This window comes from Salinisphaera shabanensis E1L3A (assembly GCF_000215955.2).
Taxonomy (GTDB): Bacteria; Pseudomonadota; Gammaproteobacteria; order Nevskiales; family Salinisphaeraceae; genus Salinisphaera; species Salinisphaera shabanensis.
Genome location: NZ_AFNV02000021.1, coordinates 14,963 through 31,664, shown reverse-complemented (window position 1 = coordinate 31,664; position 16,702 = coordinate 14,963). Strand labels below are relative to the sequence as shown.

Genomic DNA, 16,702 nt, shown 5'->3' with positions numbered 1-16,702 from the left:
ATGACCGTCGGCACATTGATGGGAATCGTCACGCTGGTCTTTTTCGTGATGTTCCTGGGAATCGTCGTGTGGGCTTACAGCAGCCGCCGTCGTGCGGACTTCGATGAAGCCTCGCGTCTACCTCTTAACGATATTGGCGATGACCGCCAGCACGGGGAGCGTCGGTCATGAATAATTTCTGGAGTCTGTTCATCATCGTTCTGGCGCTGGCGAATATCGCCGGTTGCTGGCTGCTGATTCGCTGGACCGCCAAACCGCGGCCCGGCGAGGCGTCAGCCGAGGAAACGACCGGCCATGTCTGGGACGGTGACCTGACCGAGTACAACAAGCCCATGCCGCGCTGGTGGCTGTGGCTGTTCTACCTGACCATCATCTTCGCGCTGGGCTATCTGGTGCTCTACCCGGGTCTGGGCAAGTTCGCCGGTGTGCTCGGTTGGAGCCAGTACGATGCCTACGAGCAAGAGGTCGCCGCGGCCGAAGAACGGGTCGCGCCATTGTTCGCCGATTATGCAGCGACGCCCATCCCGCAACTCGCCGAGAACAGCGACGCGATGGACACCGGCCGCCGCCTGTTCGCGAATAACTGCGCGGTCTGTCACGGCTCGGATGCGCGCGGTGCCACCGGTTATCCGAACCTGGCCGACAACGACTGGCTTTACGGAGGGGAACCCGAAAACATCGAGCGCACCATCATGGCTGGTCGTAACGGCATGATGCCGGGCTGGAAACCGGTACTCGGCGAAGACGGTGTCAAGGAAGTTGCTGCCTACGTCTATCAGCTCAACGGCCGCACGTCGCCGAACCCGGACCTCGTCGAAGCCGGCAAGGAACGCTTTGCAGCAACCTGCGTCGGCTGTCATGGCATGGATGGCACCGGCAATCAGGCGATCGGCGCACCCAATCTCACTGACGAGACCTGGCTGCACGGTGGTTCGATAGAGAATATCCGCGACATCGTCGCCAACGGTCGAACCAACCAGATGCCGGCGCACGCCGACCTGCTGGGAGAGGATCGAGTGCACGTGCTTGCGGCTTATGTCTACAGCCTATCGCACCCGGACGGCGCTGCGGCTACGCCTGGCGCCAACGAAAGCCAATAGGGATGCCATGAAGAATACGACGTACTACAAACGTGACACCCGCCGCCGTATACATGTGTGGGGGGCGACACTCTGGCCAGCGTTTCTTGTGGCCGGCATCGGTTCGATCGTGTTCTTCGCCAACATCGATCCGGCAACGCTGCGCATGCAGACGTTGCCGGATATGCAGCTCAACCGTGAAGCCGGTTATGCGATCGGCTTTCTTATGTTCTGGGCTATTGGCGTAGCCTCCAGTGCGCTGACCACACTGCTGCTGCGTCGCCCCAGGACGCCACGCCCCGACCCCACCCCACGTGATACGAAATGACTAGTCGCCAGCAGACGCATCGCAGCCACCGTAAAGGCGCATCGGCCGAAGCCGCGCCGGTACAGCCCATCAGCATGTACCAGTCGCGTGCGAAGACCTATCCGCGCGAGATCAACGGCTTCTACCAGCGTCTGCGCACGATTGCGGTCTTCGTACTGCTGGGCCTGTTCTATCTGTTGCCGTGGATCTCCTGGAACGGACGCCAAGCCGTCCTGTTCGATCTGCCAGCACGTCAGTTCCATATCGTTGGCCTGACGTTCTGGCCCCAGGATTTCATTTACCTGACCCTGCTGCTCGTAATCTGCGCTTTGGGTCTATTCTTCGTGACCGCCGTGGTCGGCCGCGTGTGGTGCGGCTATGCCTGCCCCCAGACGGTCTGGACCGAAGTGTTCCTCTGGGTCGAAAGCAAGATCGAAGGCGACCGCATGCGCCGTATCAAGCTCGATCGCGGTCCTTGGAACGCCAACAAGATATGGCGCAAGAGCGCGAAGCACACGATTTGGGTCCTGCTCGGGCTATGGACGGGCTTCACCTTTGTCGGTTTTTTCACGCCCATTACCGATCTAGGCGCGCGTTTTCTAACCTTGGACGTCGGCGGCTGGGAAGTGTTCTGGACGCTGTTCTACGGTTTCGCGACCTGGGGCAATGCCGGCTTTCTGCGTGAAAACGTCTGTCTCTACATGTGCCCGTATGCGCGCTTTCAGAGCGCGATGTTCGATCGGGATACCTATACGGTGGCCTACGATCCGAACCGCGGGGAACCGCGTGGCCCGCGCAAGCGCGGCGCCGACCCGAGCGCGCTCGGCATGGGCGACTGTATCGACTGCACGATGTGCGTCCAAGTCTGCCCCACCGGTATCGATATCCGCGACGGCCTGCAATACGAGTGCATCAACTGCGGTGCTTGTGCCGACGCCTGCGATACCGTTATGGATCGCATGAACTATCCGCGCGGACTCATTCGCTATACCAGCGAAAACGCACTCGAAGGCAAGCGCTCCTCGCTGCTTCGCCCGCGCGTGCTCATCTATGCCGCCCTGCTGGTCGTGCTGGCCGCAGCGTTCGTGCTCGGCATCGGAATGCGCAGCTCGCTGCGTATGGATATCCTACCCGACCGCAACGCGCTGTATCGGGTAATCGACGATACCCATGTCGAAAACGTCTACGGAATCAAGCTCATGAACATGAGCCAGGAGCCTCGTGTATTCCGTGTGGAAGTCGCCAACAATAACGCATATTCCATCGAGACCGACCCGGAACGCGTCCGTGTCGCGCCCGGCGAAGTCCGCAACCTGCCGGCGCGTGTTAGCGTCGACAGCCGCAAAGTCCAAGGCGGCGGCCACGATATCGTGCTGCGCGCCTACAGTGTCGATGGCAGCACATCGGTGACCGAGACAACCCGCTTTCATATGCCGATCAACCGGTGAATACCATGTCGATGACGCAAACCGTTCGCCCCTGGTATCGCCACGTCTGGCCCTGGGCCCTGATGGCGCCCCCGGCCGCGTCGGTGGTGTTCTGGGCGGTCATCATCACCACCATGGCCGGCCCGCCGGATTTGGTGGTAGAAGACTATGCCAAGGTAGGCCTGACCTACACCGAAGATCAGAGCGCACGCCACGCAGCCGAACGCCTGGGCATCAGCGCAAATGCGCATGTCGATCGCGATACGGGCGCTGTCAGCGTTCGCGTGGACGGCTTCGACTCGGCGCCTGAAACGCTTCGGCTGGCCCTGGTGCACGCGACGCAGGCCACCGCTGATCATGTCATCGAGTTAAAGCGCAACAGCGCCGGCATCTATCGTGGCAACACCCCAACGCGCATTGTCGGCGCACGCGAATTGCGGCTGTCTCCTGCCGATGGTTCGTGGACGATCACCGGGCGCCTGATTGGCCCACAGGCGAGCGTTGCGCTCGCGCCCCGCGCACGGAACAAATAACCCATGAGCGACGCGGCTGGCCAGTGCTATCACTGCGGCGAGGCGTTGCCAAAGGGACCTGTACGCCGCGTCATGATCGCCGGCGTCGAACAACCCATGTGTTGTGCCGGCTGTGAAGCGGTCGCCCGGCTGATCGATGAAGGCGGATTGGGCGAGTTTTACCGTTTTCGCAGCGAATACGCGCCCACGCCCGATGCCCAGCTGGCCGCCCACGACGATGAATGGAACGCCTACGATCGCGACAGCGTTCTCGAAAGCTACGTACGCCAGGTTAGCGACAGCACGTCCGAAGCCGTGCTCCTGCTGGAAAACATCACCTGCGCGGCCTGCAGCTGGTTGATCGAGCGCGTACTCATAGACGACGAAGGCGTTGACCATATTCAGGTCAACCCTGCAACCGGCCGCGCGATCCTGCGCTGGCGTGCAGACGAAACCGCTCTGTCCACCCTCCTGCGTCGTATTGCCCAACTGGGCTACCGACCACACCTGCTCGGCGCCGATCAAGCTGTCCCGATGTTCACCCGCGAGCGGCGTGCCGCTCTCAAGCGTCTGATCGTCGCCGGCCTGGGCATGATGCAGGTGATGATGTATGCGGTTGCCCTCTATGCCGGGGCGATCTACGACGATATGGATGCCGACATCGCGCTGTTCCTGCGCGGTGTGAGCCTGCTCGTGGCCACCCCGGTGCTGCTGTATTCGGGCACCCCCTTTCTACGCGGTGCCTGGCGTGACCTGCGCGCGCGCCGGCCCGGCATGGATGTGCCGGTGAGTCTGGCGATCGGCGGTGCCTATGTCGCGAGCGTCTACCACTTCTTTACCGGCGGCGAAATCTATTTCGACTCCGTCACAATGTTCGTGTTCTTCCTCACCACAGCACGGTTTCTCGAAATGAGTTCGCGGCATCGTGCCGCGCTGGCGACCGGCGATAGCGCACGTGCGCTGCCAGCCACCGCCCGCCGTATCACCACGCACGGCGAGACCGAAACGGTCGCCCTTGCAGAATTGAGGGCCGGCGATCACGTGCGCGTACCTGCAGGCACGATCGTACCCGGCGATGGCCGAATCATCGCCGGCGAAAGTACCTTCGACGAATCGCTTTTGTCCGGCGAGTTCATGCCGGCGGCCCACGGTACCGCTGAAAACGCGATCGCAGGCAGTCTCAACCTGACATCGAGCGTCGATATCGAAATCGAGCGTATCGGCCAGAACACGCTGGTCGCGGGCATCGTCCGTTTGCTCGAACGGGCCCAGAGTGAACGCCCGCGTCTGGCCCTGCTCGCCGACCGGATCGCCGGCATATTCGTCTCGGCGGTACTCGTACTGGCCACCGTGACCGGCTTCTATTGGTGGCAGGTCGCGCCGGAACAAACCCTGCCGATCGTACTCGCTGTCCTTGTAGTCACGTGCCCTTGCGCCTTATCGCTTGCCACGCCGACCGCGTTTGTTGCCGGCACGGCCTCGCTGGCACGCCGCGGGCTGCTCGTGGCCCGTGCCGGATCGCTACAGACGCTGGCCAACGCCGATCACCTGATTCTCGACAAGACCGGCACGCTCACCCAGGCACGCCTGGGTATTGAACGCGTCGAATGTCTGACACCGGATTATGATCGCGACACCTGCCGACGAATGGCCGCCGCGCTGCAGACACATTCGGCGCACCCCATCGCCCAGGCATTTCGCGACGATGCCGACGACACACTCACGGCCACCGACGTACACGAGCACGCCGGCCAAGGCATCGAAGGCAGCCTGGAAGGTCATCATCTACGGCTGGGGCAACCGGCCTGGCTTGGCGTGAGCGAAAACACGACCGACGGCGGTACGCCTGTGGTTCTCGAGATCGACGCCCGGCCCGTCGCCCGCTTCGTGCTTCAGGATACGCCACGACCACAGGCCGAAGCGTCGCTGGCTGCGCTGCGCGAGCTCGGCCTGACGCTGGAAATTGCCAGCGGCGATAGCCCCGGCGCGGTGGAAGCACTGGCCAGGCGTATGGGCGTCGACGACTGGCGCGCGCGCATGACACCGGAAGACAAGCTTGCCCGGCTGCGCGCACTCCAGAGTGAAGGCAAGCGCGTGGTCATGGTTGGGGATGGCATCAACGACGCGCCCGTGCTGGGCGGCGCCGACGTGTCGGTCGCCATGGGCAGCGGTTCCGTGCTTGCCCAGGCTCAGGCAGACATGCTGCTCACCCGCGCCCAGCTCGCTGATCTCGCTTCCGGCGTACGCATGGCCCGGCGTACGATGCGCGTTATCCATCAGAATCTGGCCTGGGCCGCCTGCTACAACCTGGTGGCGCTGCCGCTGGCGGCGGGCGGCCTCGTCCAACCCTGGATGGCGGCCCTGGGCATGTCGGCGAGTTCGTTGCTGGTCGTGGCCAACGCGGCCCGTCTTGCCCGCGCCGACCATTACGAACCGATAGTCGCAGGCACGCCGCTTGGCCCGTCGCCCACGCCCGTGGTGTCGACATGACGATCGTACTCGTGCTCCTGCCTTTGACGCTCTTACTGGTCGGCGTCGCCGTATGGGCGTTTTTCTGGGCGGTCGGGGACGGCCAGTTCGACGATATGGACAGCCCTGCCTATCGCATTCTGCTCGATGACGATGACTGGCCCTCCGCGCCAGAAGGTCGCAAACCTTCGGCGGATGCGAGTGCAGCCCACGCTAGCGAGCGAGAAACGAACGACGACGATCACTCGACGGAGCCGCCCCGGTGAACGCAGACGGGCTGACGTTTGCCGCCGCACTGATTGCCGGGCTGGTTGGCAGCTCGCACTGTATTGCCATGTGCGGTGGCATTGCGATTGCCTTCGGTGCGCAAAGCCGCCGCCGGCCCATCGTATCCGCACTGCTTTACAACACCGGCCGGATTACCAGCTATACGATCGCCGGCGCCCTGGCCGGCGGCGTGGGCGTTGGTCTTGGCCAGCTTCTCGACCCACAACTGTTGATCGTGATTTTGCGTGCAATAGCCGGAGCGATGCTTGTCGCCATCGGTTTGCAGATTGCGCTGAACTGGCGCTTGCTGCGGCCGATCGAGAATCTCGGCTTCCGGCTCTGGCATCGCATTTCGCCTGCCGCCCGTGCCTTGATCGGCCGGCGCGGCGCGCTGCCCGCCTTATTGCTTGGCGGCCTCTGGGGCTGGCTGCCGTGCGGCCTCGTCTATTCGATTCTGGTGGCGGCTACCTTCAGCGGCGGCAGTGTCCAGGGTGCCGCGCTCATGCTGGCCTTCGGGTTGGGCACCGCACCTGCACTCATTGCGACTGGCACGGCGGCGTCGCGTCTGCAGCGGCTCACCCGACGGCCATCCTTCCGACGCGCCGGCGGCGCATTCGTCGTGTTGCTGGGTGTGCTGACCGCACTCATGCCCTGGCTCATGCATCACGCGCCGGCCGGCGGTTATCTCAACATGCTCGGCCTCTGCGGACCGGGCGAAACCATACTCTAGCCTTATGTTCGGCATTTACCCGACGGCTACACCTGTCACCCAACCTGTAAAAAGGAAACGACAATGATGAAGAAATTTCTGGCTGCAAGTGCGCTGACCGCGGTCGGTGCCGTATTCATGGCCGGCCCGGCGGCCGCCGCCGATAGCTGCGAGCTGTCGATCAGCGGTAACGACCAGATGCAGTTCAACAAATCCGAACTCGTGGTCCCTGCCGACTGCGACGAAGTCACGCTCACCCTTGAGCATACCGGCAAGATGCCGGTGGCTCAGATGGGTCACAACTGGGTGCTGTCCAAAGAAGCCGACAAGCAGGCCATCACATCCGAAGGCATGCAGGCCGGCCTCGACAACGAATATCTACCCGACGACGACAAGATCATCGCCCATACCGATCTGATCGGCGGCGGCGAATCGTCGAGCGTCACGTTCAGCACCGCGGACCTCAAAGCCGGGGGTGACTACAGCTACTACTGCACCTTCCCGGGCCACAGCTCGATGATGCACGGCAAACTGGTCGTCAAGTAGACGACACGGTTTGGTTTCGAGGCCGCGCGGCATCCGCTGCGTGGCCTTTTTTATGGAATCCGCATGCAGCGAACCATTCTAGGCTTCGGCCGTGACGCTGAAGGCGATTGGGCCGCCCGCCTGGCCTGCGGGCATAACCGACACGTTCGCCACCGCCCACCGTTCATCAACCGGCCTTGGGTCATACATGCGGCCGGGCGTGCATCCTGGTTGGGCCGATCGTTCGATTGTTTGCGCTGCGACCGGCTGGAATGGCCTGTGCGGATACTCGAGCATCGACCACCGGACGAGGTGTTCAACCTCGACTGCAACGACGAACTTCCTCGTAGCGGCGCTCCGAACCGCTACTGGCAAAAGATCGAGATCGAATCCGGCCGTGCGATGCTCTTCATCGACACGTTGCAGATCGAACGATCGCTCTGCCCTGGCTCAGTTACCGCAATACCACCCACGCTGGCGTTTCATCTGCTAGCGCTGACGACGGTACGCGGACGTATCCGGTCGTATCGACTGATCTGAAAACCGCCCGCAGCGACGCAAAAAAAAGCCGGCGCACTAGGCGCCGGCTTTCGTGCTTGAGCACCTGCGTGCTTAGCCACCGCCCGGGTTATAGATCTCCGGTGCGTCTTCACCTTCGACTTTCAAGAAGCCGGCCAGCCCGCGCTCCATACGGCTAAGCGCATGGTCGACAAGCACGTACTTGCCGGGCACTTCGAGTTCGAAATCCACGATCGTGGCGCCGCCCGGCGGCACGCTGATGGTCTGGATATGCTCGGCCGGCGCACTGCTCGTGCCGCCCCATTCGTAGGCCTTGTCGAACATCTCGCCAATCACATGAAAAGAAGATGTGGCGTTCGGCCCGCCGACACCGAAGTAGATGCGTACCGTCTCGCCGACCTTCGCGGTCAGCGGATGCTTGTCGGTCAGCGCCCCGACGGAACCATTGAATACATAGTATTCCGGTTTTTCATCAAGCAGTTTGCGCACATCGAACGATTGCTCGCCATGCTGGCCATAGGCCTGCGTGGTGTATATCTCGCCCTGCATCACATAGAACTCGTGGTCGACCGGCGGCAGGCCGCCTTCCGGCTCCACCAGAATCATGCCGTACATGCCGTTGGCGATATGGTGGGCGACCATTGGCGTGGCGCAGTGGTAGACATACAGTCCGGGTTTGATGGCCTTGAACGACAGACTTTTTTCCGAACCCGGCGGTACTTGAAGTACGGCCGCACCGCCGCCCGGGCCCGTGACCGCATGAAAGTCCACCGAGTGGATCATCGTGCTGTCCTCGGCGTTGCTAAGCGTCAGGTCGACCGTATCGCCCTCACGCACACGCAGTAGCGGACCCGGCACTTGACCGTCGAACGTCCAGTAACGATAGCTGGTCCCGTCGGCAAGCCGCGCCTGCTTTTCAACGGTTTTCATTGCCACACTAACCGTCTTGGGATCACGGTCGCCGATCGCCGCGGGCACATCCGCAGGATCGCGACTGATATCGTCGAGTGTGCCGGTTAAGTCGCTGGCTTCGGTCTCTCCGATTACCAGCGTGCCTTCCATGCCGGCCGCCCGATGACCGGGAATGGTGCAGAAGTAATCGAACTGGCCGGCCTCGTTGGCACGGAAGACGAATACCGAACTCGAATCCCGTCCGACCACTCCATCGGATTTTACATGCAGGTCAGGAATGGCCACATCGTGCATCGCGCCATCACCGTTGATCAGTGTCAGCTGAACAACCGCGCCTTCGGGCACCTTGATCTCAGGGTTGATACGCCCGTCGATCTTGCCCCCGACCCCTTGAAAGTACATACCCTCTTCGCCGATTCCCGTTTTCAACGTGATCGAGACATCCGGCTTCAAGCTGACGCCGTCGGCGATATTTGTTTGTGTTGCGCTTGCGACGGACACACTGGCCCCTAGCAACAACACCCCTAACGCGTTGACCCAACGCCTTATTTTCATTGGAGCTCTCCCTGGCTACCGTTATCGATAGCTGGAGAATAGGCAGTGGAAAACAGGCGGGCTTTGATGTCGGTCAAGACAAAACATGTTTTTCAGGAATCGTCGTGATCGAGCGGTCATTCGAGCATTCGACGCAACACATGCACGAGCCGAGCGGCGAGGTTCGCCGGGTTTCGCAGTACGGTATAGCCGTTAGCGCCGAACACGGCCGGCATGTAGACCGGGGCTTGTCGATCAACCGTGATACAGAAGCTCTCGATATTGTCGTCGCGTGCCTCGCGGACTGCCTGACGCGTATCTTCGACGCCGTAGCGGCCTTCGTAACCGTCCGCATCGTTGGGCTTGCCGTCGGAGATCACCAGCAGCAGGCGTTTGCGTTCCGGACGCGCGGCGAGCAGCGTCGACGCATGACGTATGGCCGCGCCTGTGCGCGTGAATCGCTGGGGCGCCAAAGCCGCGATACGCCGTCGACACGGCTCGCTTTCACGGTCGTCGAACCCGCGCACCCGGTCGACACAAACCCGCGATGCCGTCTCGCCGGAAAATACGAAAATGGCATGCGCATCGCCAAGCGCTTGTAACGCCTCGGAAACCACGAGCAGCGCTTCTTTCTCGACATCGATGATGCGCATGTCGGCATCGACCCAGGCGTCGGTCGAGCCGCTGATATCGACGAGCAACATGATCGCGACATCGCGGCGGGCCGGGACCGAATGTTGATAGACATGATCATCGGCAACCGTGCCGGCCCTGCGCTCGCCATACGCTAGAACCAGCGCATCGATATCGACCGTCTCGCCATCGGGCTGGCGCCGTCGCCATTGTCGTTGGGCGCGTAATTTCTGGAACTGGCGTCGCACATCGCTGATCAACGTATGGCGCCGACGCATGAGGGCCCGTGCCCAGGCCGCATCGCCGAACTCGACATCGCCGCTGTGTACCGTGACCGCGTTTTCACGGTAGCGCCCGACGCGATAATCCCATTCCGGGTATGGTCTGCCATCGGGGCGGGCGCACGGCGCCGACGAGGGCTTTTTACGTGGCGCTGTCGATTCCTCGGCCAGAAGAATTTCGCGTACGGGATCCGGGCTCGTGACCTGGCTGGCGCGCGGCAGTTCGGCCACCGATTCCGACAACGCTTCTGGCTCGCTGTCGTCGTCGTTATCCGCAGGCCGTCGCAAGCCTTGTGGATCTTCGGCGTGTTCGTGCGGGTCGTCAGTCTGGATCATCCACGGGCCGACCTGCGTGTCGTCCTCGTCTTCGTCCGATGTGCGTATCTCCGGCGTTCGCTCGAGCGTCGCCACCCGTTCGCTGCCCGCTGGCGTATTTGCATCGGTCGCCCCTACGGCGCCGGCTATATTCGATGCGGCAAGCAAACGCCCCCACCAGAAATCGCGTGGCAAAGGCTGATACCCCTCCCGTTCGGTCGCGAGGCGTTTGGCGTGATCCTGCGCCCGCGCCCACGACTCGGATGCGCCCGGCATCGAACGCGTCCCATGCTTTGTGAGAAGTGAGCGAGCCTGCGTACGCAAAGCCTCCATACGCTGTTGCGTGTCATAGCGATAATGCAGCCCCTGGCGTTGCTCGTTGGCACAGGCATGCAGCAGTTCCAGATCGCGCACCGTCCCGGGCAGGCTGGTGCACAACACCACGTCCGCGGCGGCGGCTTCATAGAGGCAGAAAAGATCCTTCTGCAAGGCACTGGCACACGGCGGCGTCCACTGCGCCAACCGCGCCGCTCTGACGGCCTGGTGCAGTGCCATCACGCGATACAGGCGTTGCGAGCGCTGGCCGTACCCGCCAAGACAGTACGGAAGATGGACAGCGCACCCATCCGTTCCAGGCAACGCACGCGTATCGATATGCGCTTTCGGCAGCCGGCGTACGGCGCGCTCCATGAGCCTGGGCGGCGCTGGCGGCTGGGCTACGCGTATCGGCAACTCGATGGCGAATACGCTTTCGAGCAATAGCTCCAGACGCCGCCGATGAGTTGCGAGCAGTTCAACGCAGGGAACTTCAACGGGCGCACGTTCCGGTCGCAGGCGGTCGACCAACCACCGCGCTGCATCGATAAGTACGCCTTCAGGTTCCGCCATTACGCGAGCCGCCGCTTATACAAGTGCGACATCCACCAGATCCGCAAGCGCACCCGCGACCTCGGGGTCGTCGGTCAGGGGCGCGATCAGCGCCACGCGGCATGCCTGGCGCGCCTCGACGCCGCATGCAATCAATCGTGCCGTGGCTACCAGCAGCCGAGTACTCGGTACTTCGGCAAGACCACGATCCTCAAGCCGGCGCATGCGCCAGGCCAGTTCCACCAGTCCGTGTGCAGTCGCGCGTGGCACATCGGCCTCGTATGCCACGATCTCGGTTTCTCGTTCGAACGTTGGAAAATCGAATTCGAGTGCGACAAAGCGCTGGCGGGTACTGGGTTTGAAATCCTTCAGCGCATGCTGGTAGCCGGGGTTGTAAGACACCACGAGTTGGAAACCCGGGGCGGCGGTCAATGTCTCGCCGGTCTTGTCGATGGGCAACAGCCGCCGGTGATCGGTCAGCGAATGAATGACCACGACCGTGTCCTGTCGTGCCTCGACGATCTCATCGAGATAACAGATCGCGCCTTCGCGCACGGCGCGGGTCAACGGGCCGTCCTGCCAGACCGTCGTATCGTCCCGCACTAGAAATCGGCCGACCAGATCGCTTACCGACAGATCGTCGTGGCAAGCGACCGTAATCAGTGGACGATCCAAACGCCAGGCCATGTGTTCGACAAAACGCGTTTTGCCGCACCCCGTGGGCCCTTTGATCATCACTGCCAATTCCTGCGCATGACAATGCTCGAAGAGCGCGATCTCTTCCGCCGAGGCGGCGTAGTAAGGCGCTGGCGTATCTGCGGCCATCCGAGCCCGACTCATACCGTGCCCGGCGCGTGCCTGGGCGCAGCGCCCTCATCATGAGGCGCAGCGACGCGAAGCGGCGCGAAGCGGAAGAAATCCACGATATAGAGAATGACCCCGACGGCGAACAGCGAGCCTGTCGCGACGAGCATCACGAAGTGGATTTGTATCTTCAACTGGGTATCGAGATATCCCAGGCCCATGACGCGTTCCAGATAGACTTGCCCGATGCCGGCAGTCGCGAACGACAGCGTCATCCCGAACATGCCGGCGACCTGAAGCCAGAATGCCCAGTAACCCAGGCTTTGCCCGCGCTCGGGGCGGTTGCTTGTCAAATATGGGCGGGTATAACTGATCATCGCCAATACGATCATCGCGTACGCGCCGTAAAAGGCCGCATGGCCGTGCATGGCGGTAATCAGCGTACCGTGTGTCCATTTATTGATCGCCGGCCAGGTGTGCGCCAGGCCCAGCAGACCGGCGCCGAAAAGCGTGAACACAGCACTGCCAATCGTCCAGTGCACAGCCAGCGTATTGGGATGCGCGGCCCCGGAACGGCGAATCGCGGCATAGGCATAAATCGCCATACCGACGAGTGCAACCGGTTCGAGCGCGCTGAAGAAACCGCCAATCGGTAGCCAGTAACCGGGCACGCCCGTCCAGTAGTAATGGTGCGCGGTGCCGAGAATACCGGCCATGAACACCAGACCCACGATCACGTACAGCCATTTCTCCATGACCTCACGATCCGCACCGGATAGGCGTACGAGCAGGAACGCGAGCATCGAACCTTGAATCATTTCCCATACGCCTTCGACCCACAGGTGGATTGTCCACCAGCGATAGAAGGTTTCGACCGTGTAGTTGTCGTACGGCAGCAGCGCCGGCAAATAGAGCAAGGCAGCCAATACGAGACCGGCGATCAGCACGCCCTCGGTCAGTGTCCAACGTCCGGCCTGGCGGATCGTCATGAAGATATTGAAGAAGAACAGCAGCATGACCGCGACGATCACGAGCTTCAGTGGATACGGCTGTTCGAGCATCTTGATACCCGCGGTCCAGCCGAGCATGTATCCCACAATCGCCGTCGCCCCCATGAGGGTCCAGGCCACGAGCTGTATATAGGCCAGGCGTTCGCTATAGAGCTCGGTACGTGACTCTTCGGCGACCACGTAGTACGTACCGCCCATGAAACCAGCCAATACCCACACGATAAGAAGATTCGTGTGCATCGCTTTGGCGACATCGAACGGCAGCAGATCGATAAGCGGATCCGGCCCGAGATACTTGGCTGCCATGAGCAGCCCCATGACCAGCTGCAACCCGAACAGGCTGAGCGCGACGGCGAAATACCAGTACGCCACGCGTTGAGTACGAAAACGCATGAAATCTCTCCTACTTCAGAGTGCTGAGGTAATCGACCAACGCGTCGATCTGATCGGCATCGAGGTCCGTGCCGTAATTGGTCGGCATGAACGAAGTGCCGTTCGCTGAAAACCGATCGCCGCCCACAAGATGCGCACTCGGCGCAACAATCGATTCGCGCAGATAGCCCGCCGCCGTGTCGGCGCTGCCGGTATAGCCATCATCGGTAACGGTCCGACGTGCTCGCTCACCGACACCGGCCAGTGACGGCCCGGCCAGATCCACGCCCGGCGCTATCGAATGGCAGCCGCTGCACCCGGTCGCGGCGTCACTGAACAGCTGCTCTCCCGCAGCCGCGGCCGCGGGCGGCGCTTGCTCTGACGAAGCAACGCCGGACGCCTTCTGAGTGTTGGTACCCGGAAAGGTCGCGCCGGACACAAGAATCGGGCGCGGCGGCCACCCCTGATTATCGATCTGCGAAACCCAGTCGAGAAACGCGATCACATCGTCGATTTCCGTTTCACTGAGCTCGGGATTAGGCATAATCCGGCGGTGCCGCTGCTCGGAGTAGAACTTCGACGGATTTGAAAGAAATGCAGCCAAATAGGCTTCGCCACGCTGTTGCGTTATTTTTGTCAAATCTGGCGCATAGTAAGCGCCCTCGCCGAGCAGCGTATGACAGTTAATACAGTTATTGCTGTGCCACACATCCTTGCCGGCAATCACTTGCGCATCCATCTTGTCGGCGTTCGTGAGCTCGCCGAATCGGGTATGGCTATGCAGCGTAAGAGCCAGGAAGACGAGCGAGAAGCACGCCGTGCTGACGAGGAAAAACAGCCGACTCTGTCTTTTGGTCATACAGCCTCCCAGGCGTTCGCCAAAACGCCGAACAGATAGATCTCAAACACCGATGAGATTCCAATAGCGGATGACTGCCACACCGGCATACGCGATGGTCACGAGCAAGGCTGCGGCCATCGCCAGACCCAGCGACTTGATAAGAAGAAACCACGGAAGGGTTGATTGACGCATGACCTGCCCCGGGATGAATAAATGGCTTTTATCGTGCCCGGCATAGCCAATAATGCGTGCCGAGCCGCGCCAAATTAATTCGTCGGAGCAGGCGCTCTCATTGACCTAAATCAAAAGTTTTTATTATTTTAAAAATGCCTCGGGACCGCCGCATTTTATTCGACTCTATTTCGCAAACTTACGCGCCTCTCATCAGCGTGCTGTACTGACGAGTTCAGCAACGTGGTCGGTGTACCGGGCTAGCAGGCTTTTGTTTACCCCGATCTTCGGCAAAGCTAACCCTGGGTCGGGCCGTAGCTCGTTCGCGCCCCGAAGATATCCCCGACGATTCGATATCCGCCATCCGGCGCGGCGAGTGCAAGTCGTAAGAACGGCGCGCACAACGCTCCGTCCACGGGATAGGAAGTGCTATTTAGCTCAGGCGAACAGGCCGTACGGGTTATGGCTAAGTGCCACACTCACGATATAGGCGAAGACCAGAAGCGCAGCGATACAGGCGGCGATACGTATCGTTTTTGTCGGCCCGCGTTTGAGCCCGATCGTACCGAGTACGATATAGACAAGCAGCGCTACGACCTTGGCCGTCAACCACGGCTGAATGCCGGGATACGGGCCGAGCAGCAAAACCAGTCCCATTGCGCTGAGCAGCAGCACCGTATCGATACAGTGCGGAAGCACACGGACCCAGCGTCGTTCGAGCCGCGCCGGCGCAAACACCATCCAGCCCGCGCGCAGCACGAACAATCCCAGCGTCACGGCGACGCTGCCCACATGCAGCGCTTTCAATACAACGTACAAAGTCGCCACGGACATGCTTCTACTCGCTCAGCCGGGCTGGCCGTCGGCCCGCGGGCGGCAATAGATACGGCCATAACGAATCGCCCAAGGCAATATCGCTTCGAACCATGCGCCTATGGCGACGAACAGGAACAACCAGCGCGCATTGCCGGCGGTGACGGCGGCTATAAGGCGTGCCACCACGGCCAGCTGAAGAATCAAGAAACAGAGTACGCTGAGGTTATCCATTTCCAGCTGGCGGCCCGAATGGCCAAGGCTCACGCGTGTGACCATGGCAAACACCATGCTCGTGGCGAGCCCCATACCCAACGCATGGGCGGGCGCCAGGCCCAGTACTGCACCATACCCGGCGAACAGCGCCAGACTCTGGGTCGCCGACAACAATGCGGCGACCGGCAGCCAGGCAAAAGATATATGCAGCGACCAGAGCAAGGGTACGTGCGATGCGGCCCAGCCCCGCCAGCGAATTGCATGCCAAGCGGTAATGAATGCCAGCGGCAAGTCGGCCATGAAAAGCCAGTCGTCGTGTCCATTGAATGCGAGCACGCCGTGGCCCAGTGAGAGAACCACCACTAGCGGGGGGCTCCAGACCGGCTGGTAGCGTCGGTAGTTCGCAATCATCGGTTCGGAAAAGAACGGCAGCATGCGATGCGCCACCACGAACACGATCGGCCCCACGAAGCCCCAGAGCGCGAGCGACGGCATCGCCGCGAAGAGCGCCCATTGATCGTCCGATATGGCGCCCACCCCGACGAGTACACCGATGCATCCCACCGCGGCAACGATAATCGACCAACGTGCGTGCAACAGAGAGGCGGCGCGCGCAAGAAGAAGACAACGGATGAGTGCGACCAGGCCCAATGCCCAGGCGACGCCAGTAAGGGCCAGCCCTGCGATTAGGCAATCTCGCCCGGCGAGTGTACCGACGACGGTCAGCGTATAACCGGCATACAGTACACCGGCCATGCTTCGGTAGAACAGCGCGCTCACCGGGGGCGCGCCTACCCAGCGAGGCAGGGCGGTCAGCAAGAAACCAAAAACGAAAAAAGGAAAAACGCCCAGTGTCATCAGCCAGGCATGCAACCAGACCGCCGGCACCGGATAAGCGCTTGCAACGCCGGCCCAGCGCATGATCAGAACGGGCGCCCACCACAGCATGCCTACGACAAGCGCGCACAACCCGCCCATGAAAAACAGCCGATGCGGCGCGCGTATCAAGCACCGCATGGCCTCGAATACCGAACCCGGCATCACGCCCTGCTCCACACCCAATAGATAGCGTGAACTATGCCGCTCGCGCCCCGCGTGGGCATTGACGGAAATCAATAA

Annotated in this window: 18 protein-coding genes; 10 read left to right on the top strand and 8 right to left on the bottom strand. The window is 61.6% G+C overall.

Going from position 1 to position 16,702, the window contains the following annotated elements:
* The 10 genes from SSPSH_RS13340 (at nt 1) to SSPSH_RS18525 (ending at nt 7,835) form a co-directional block, all read left to right on the top strand.
* The gene (locus SSPSH_RS13340) at nt 1-171 is read left to right on the top strand and encodes a cbb3-type cytochrome oxidase subunit 3 (RefSeq protein ID WP_006915435.1); all 171 of its coding nucleotides are present in this window, start codon (nt 1-3) and stop codon (nt 169-171) included.
* Nucleotides 168-1,100, top strand: coding sequence for a cytochrome-c oxidase, cbb3-type subunit III (ccoP, locus tag SSPSH_RS13335; RefSeq protein WP_006915436.1), 933 nt, complete (start codon nt 168-170; stop codon nt 1,098-1,100). Before SSPSH_RS13340 ends, ccoP begins: the two co-directional genes overlap by 4 nt.
* A gap of 7 nt (nt 1,101-1,107) precedes the next feature.
* Nucleotides 1,108-1,407, top strand: coding sequence for a hypothetical protein (locus SSPSH_RS13330; protein ID WP_006915437.1), 300 nt, complete (start codon nt 1,108-1,110; stop codon nt 1,405-1,407).
* On the top strand, nt 1,404-2,834 hold the full coding sequence (ccoG, locus tag SSPSH_RS13325; RefSeq protein ID WP_006915438.1) for a cytochrome c oxidase accessory protein CcoG: 1,431 nt from the start codon (nt 1,404-1,406) through the stop codon (nt 2,832-2,834). The genes SSPSH_RS13330 and ccoG overlap by 4 nt, the downstream gene beginning before the upstream one ends.
* Nucleotides 2,835-2,839: 5 nt before the next feature.
* The gene (locus tag SSPSH_RS13320; RefSeq protein WP_021031785.1) at nt 2,840-3,346 is read left to right on the top strand and encodes a FixH family protein; all 507 of its coding nucleotides are present in this window, start codon (nt 2,840-2,842) and stop codon (nt 3,344-3,346) included.
* A 3-nt stretch (nt 3,347-3,349) separates the two neighbouring features.
* Nucleotides 3,350-5,815, top strand: coding sequence for a heavy metal translocating P-type ATPase (locus SSPSH_RS13315; RefSeq protein WP_021031784.1), 2,466 nt, complete (start codon nt 3,350-3,352; stop codon nt 5,813-5,815).
* Nucleotides 5,812-6,060 (top strand): cbb3-type cytochrome oxidase assembly protein CcoS, encoded by a 249-nt coding sequence (ccoS, locus tag SSPSH_RS13310; RefSeq protein WP_021031783.1) that lies wholly within the window; start codon nt 5,812-5,814, stop codon nt 6,058-6,060. Before SSPSH_RS13315 ends, ccoS begins: the two co-directional genes overlap by 4 nt.
* Entirely contained in the window at nt 6,057-6,791 is a 735-nt protein-coding gene (locus SSPSH_RS13305; protein WP_006915441.1) for a sulfite exporter TauE/SafE family protein, read from the top strand. Before ccoS ends, SSPSH_RS13305 begins: the two co-directional genes overlap by 4 nt.
* Nucleotides 6,792-6,854: 63 nt before the next feature.
* Nucleotides 6,855-7,316, top strand: a complete 462-nt coding sequence (azu, locus tag SSPSH_RS13300; protein WP_006915442.1) for an azurin — start codon at nt 6,855-6,857, stop codon at nt 7,314-7,316.
* A gap of 63 nt (nt 7,317-7,379) precedes the next feature.
* The gene (locus tag SSPSH_RS18525) at nt 7,380-7,835 is read left to right on the top strand and encodes a DUF3565 domain-containing protein (protein WP_006915443.1); all 456 of its coding nucleotides are present in this window, start codon (nt 7,380-7,382) and stop codon (nt 7,833-7,835) included.
* Between the two features lie 72 nt (nt 7,836-7,907).
* Here SSPSH_RS18525 and nirK read toward each other — a convergent pair whose 3' ends face one another.
* The 8 genes from nirK to SSPSH_RS13260 form a co-directional block, all read right to left on the bottom strand.
* On the bottom strand, nt 7,908-9,281 hold the full coding sequence (nirK, locus tag SSPSH_RS13290) for a copper-containing nitrite reductase (protein WP_021031782.1): 1,374 nt from the start codon (nt 9,279-9,281) through the stop codon (nt 7,908-7,910).
* A 116-nt stretch (nt 9,282-9,397) separates the two neighbouring features.
* Nucleotides 9,398-11,377, bottom strand: coding sequence for a nitric oxide reductase activation protein NorD (locus SSPSH_RS13285; protein ID WP_006915445.1), 1,980 nt, complete (start codon nt 11,375-11,377; stop codon nt 9,398-9,400).
* Between the two features lie 15 nt (nt 11,378-11,392).
* The gene (locus tag SSPSH_RS13280) at nt 11,393-12,196 is read right to left on the bottom strand and encodes a CbbQ/NirQ/NorQ/GpvN family protein (protein WP_040608229.1); all 804 of its coding nucleotides are present in this window, start codon (nt 12,194-12,196) and stop codon (nt 11,393-11,395) included.
* A complete protein-coding gene (locus SSPSH_RS13275; RefSeq protein ID WP_006915447.1) occupies nt 12,193-13,563 on the bottom strand; it encodes a cbb3-type cytochrome c oxidase subunit I in 1,371 nt (456 codons plus the stop codon). Before SSPSH_RS13275 ends, SSPSH_RS13280 begins: the two co-directional genes overlap by 4 nt.
* Before the next feature lie 10 nt (nt 13,564-13,573).
* A complete protein-coding gene (locus SSPSH_RS13270; RefSeq protein ID WP_006915448.1) occupies nt 13,574-14,401 on the bottom strand; it encodes a c-type cytochrome in 828 nt (275 codons plus the stop codon).
* A 42-nt stretch (nt 14,402-14,443) separates the two neighbouring features.
* On the bottom strand, nt 14,444-14,575 hold the full coding sequence (locus SSPSH_RS19715) for a hypothetical protein (RefSeq protein ID WP_006915449.1): 132 nt from the start codon (nt 14,573-14,575) through the stop codon (nt 14,444-14,446).
* 417 nt (nt 14,576-14,992) lie between these two features.
* The gene (locus SSPSH_RS13265; protein ID WP_006915450.1) at nt 14,993-15,388 is read right to left on the bottom strand and encodes a SirB2 family protein; all 396 of its coding nucleotides are present in this window, start codon (nt 15,386-15,388) and stop codon (nt 14,993-14,995) included.
* Between the two features lie 12 nt (nt 15,389-15,400).
* Nucleotides 15,401-16,699, bottom strand: coding sequence for an NnrS family protein (locus SSPSH_RS13260; protein ID WP_006915451.1), 1,299 nt, complete (start codon nt 16,697-16,699; stop codon nt 15,401-15,403).
* Nucleotides 16,700-16,702 lie beyond the last annotated feature (3 nt).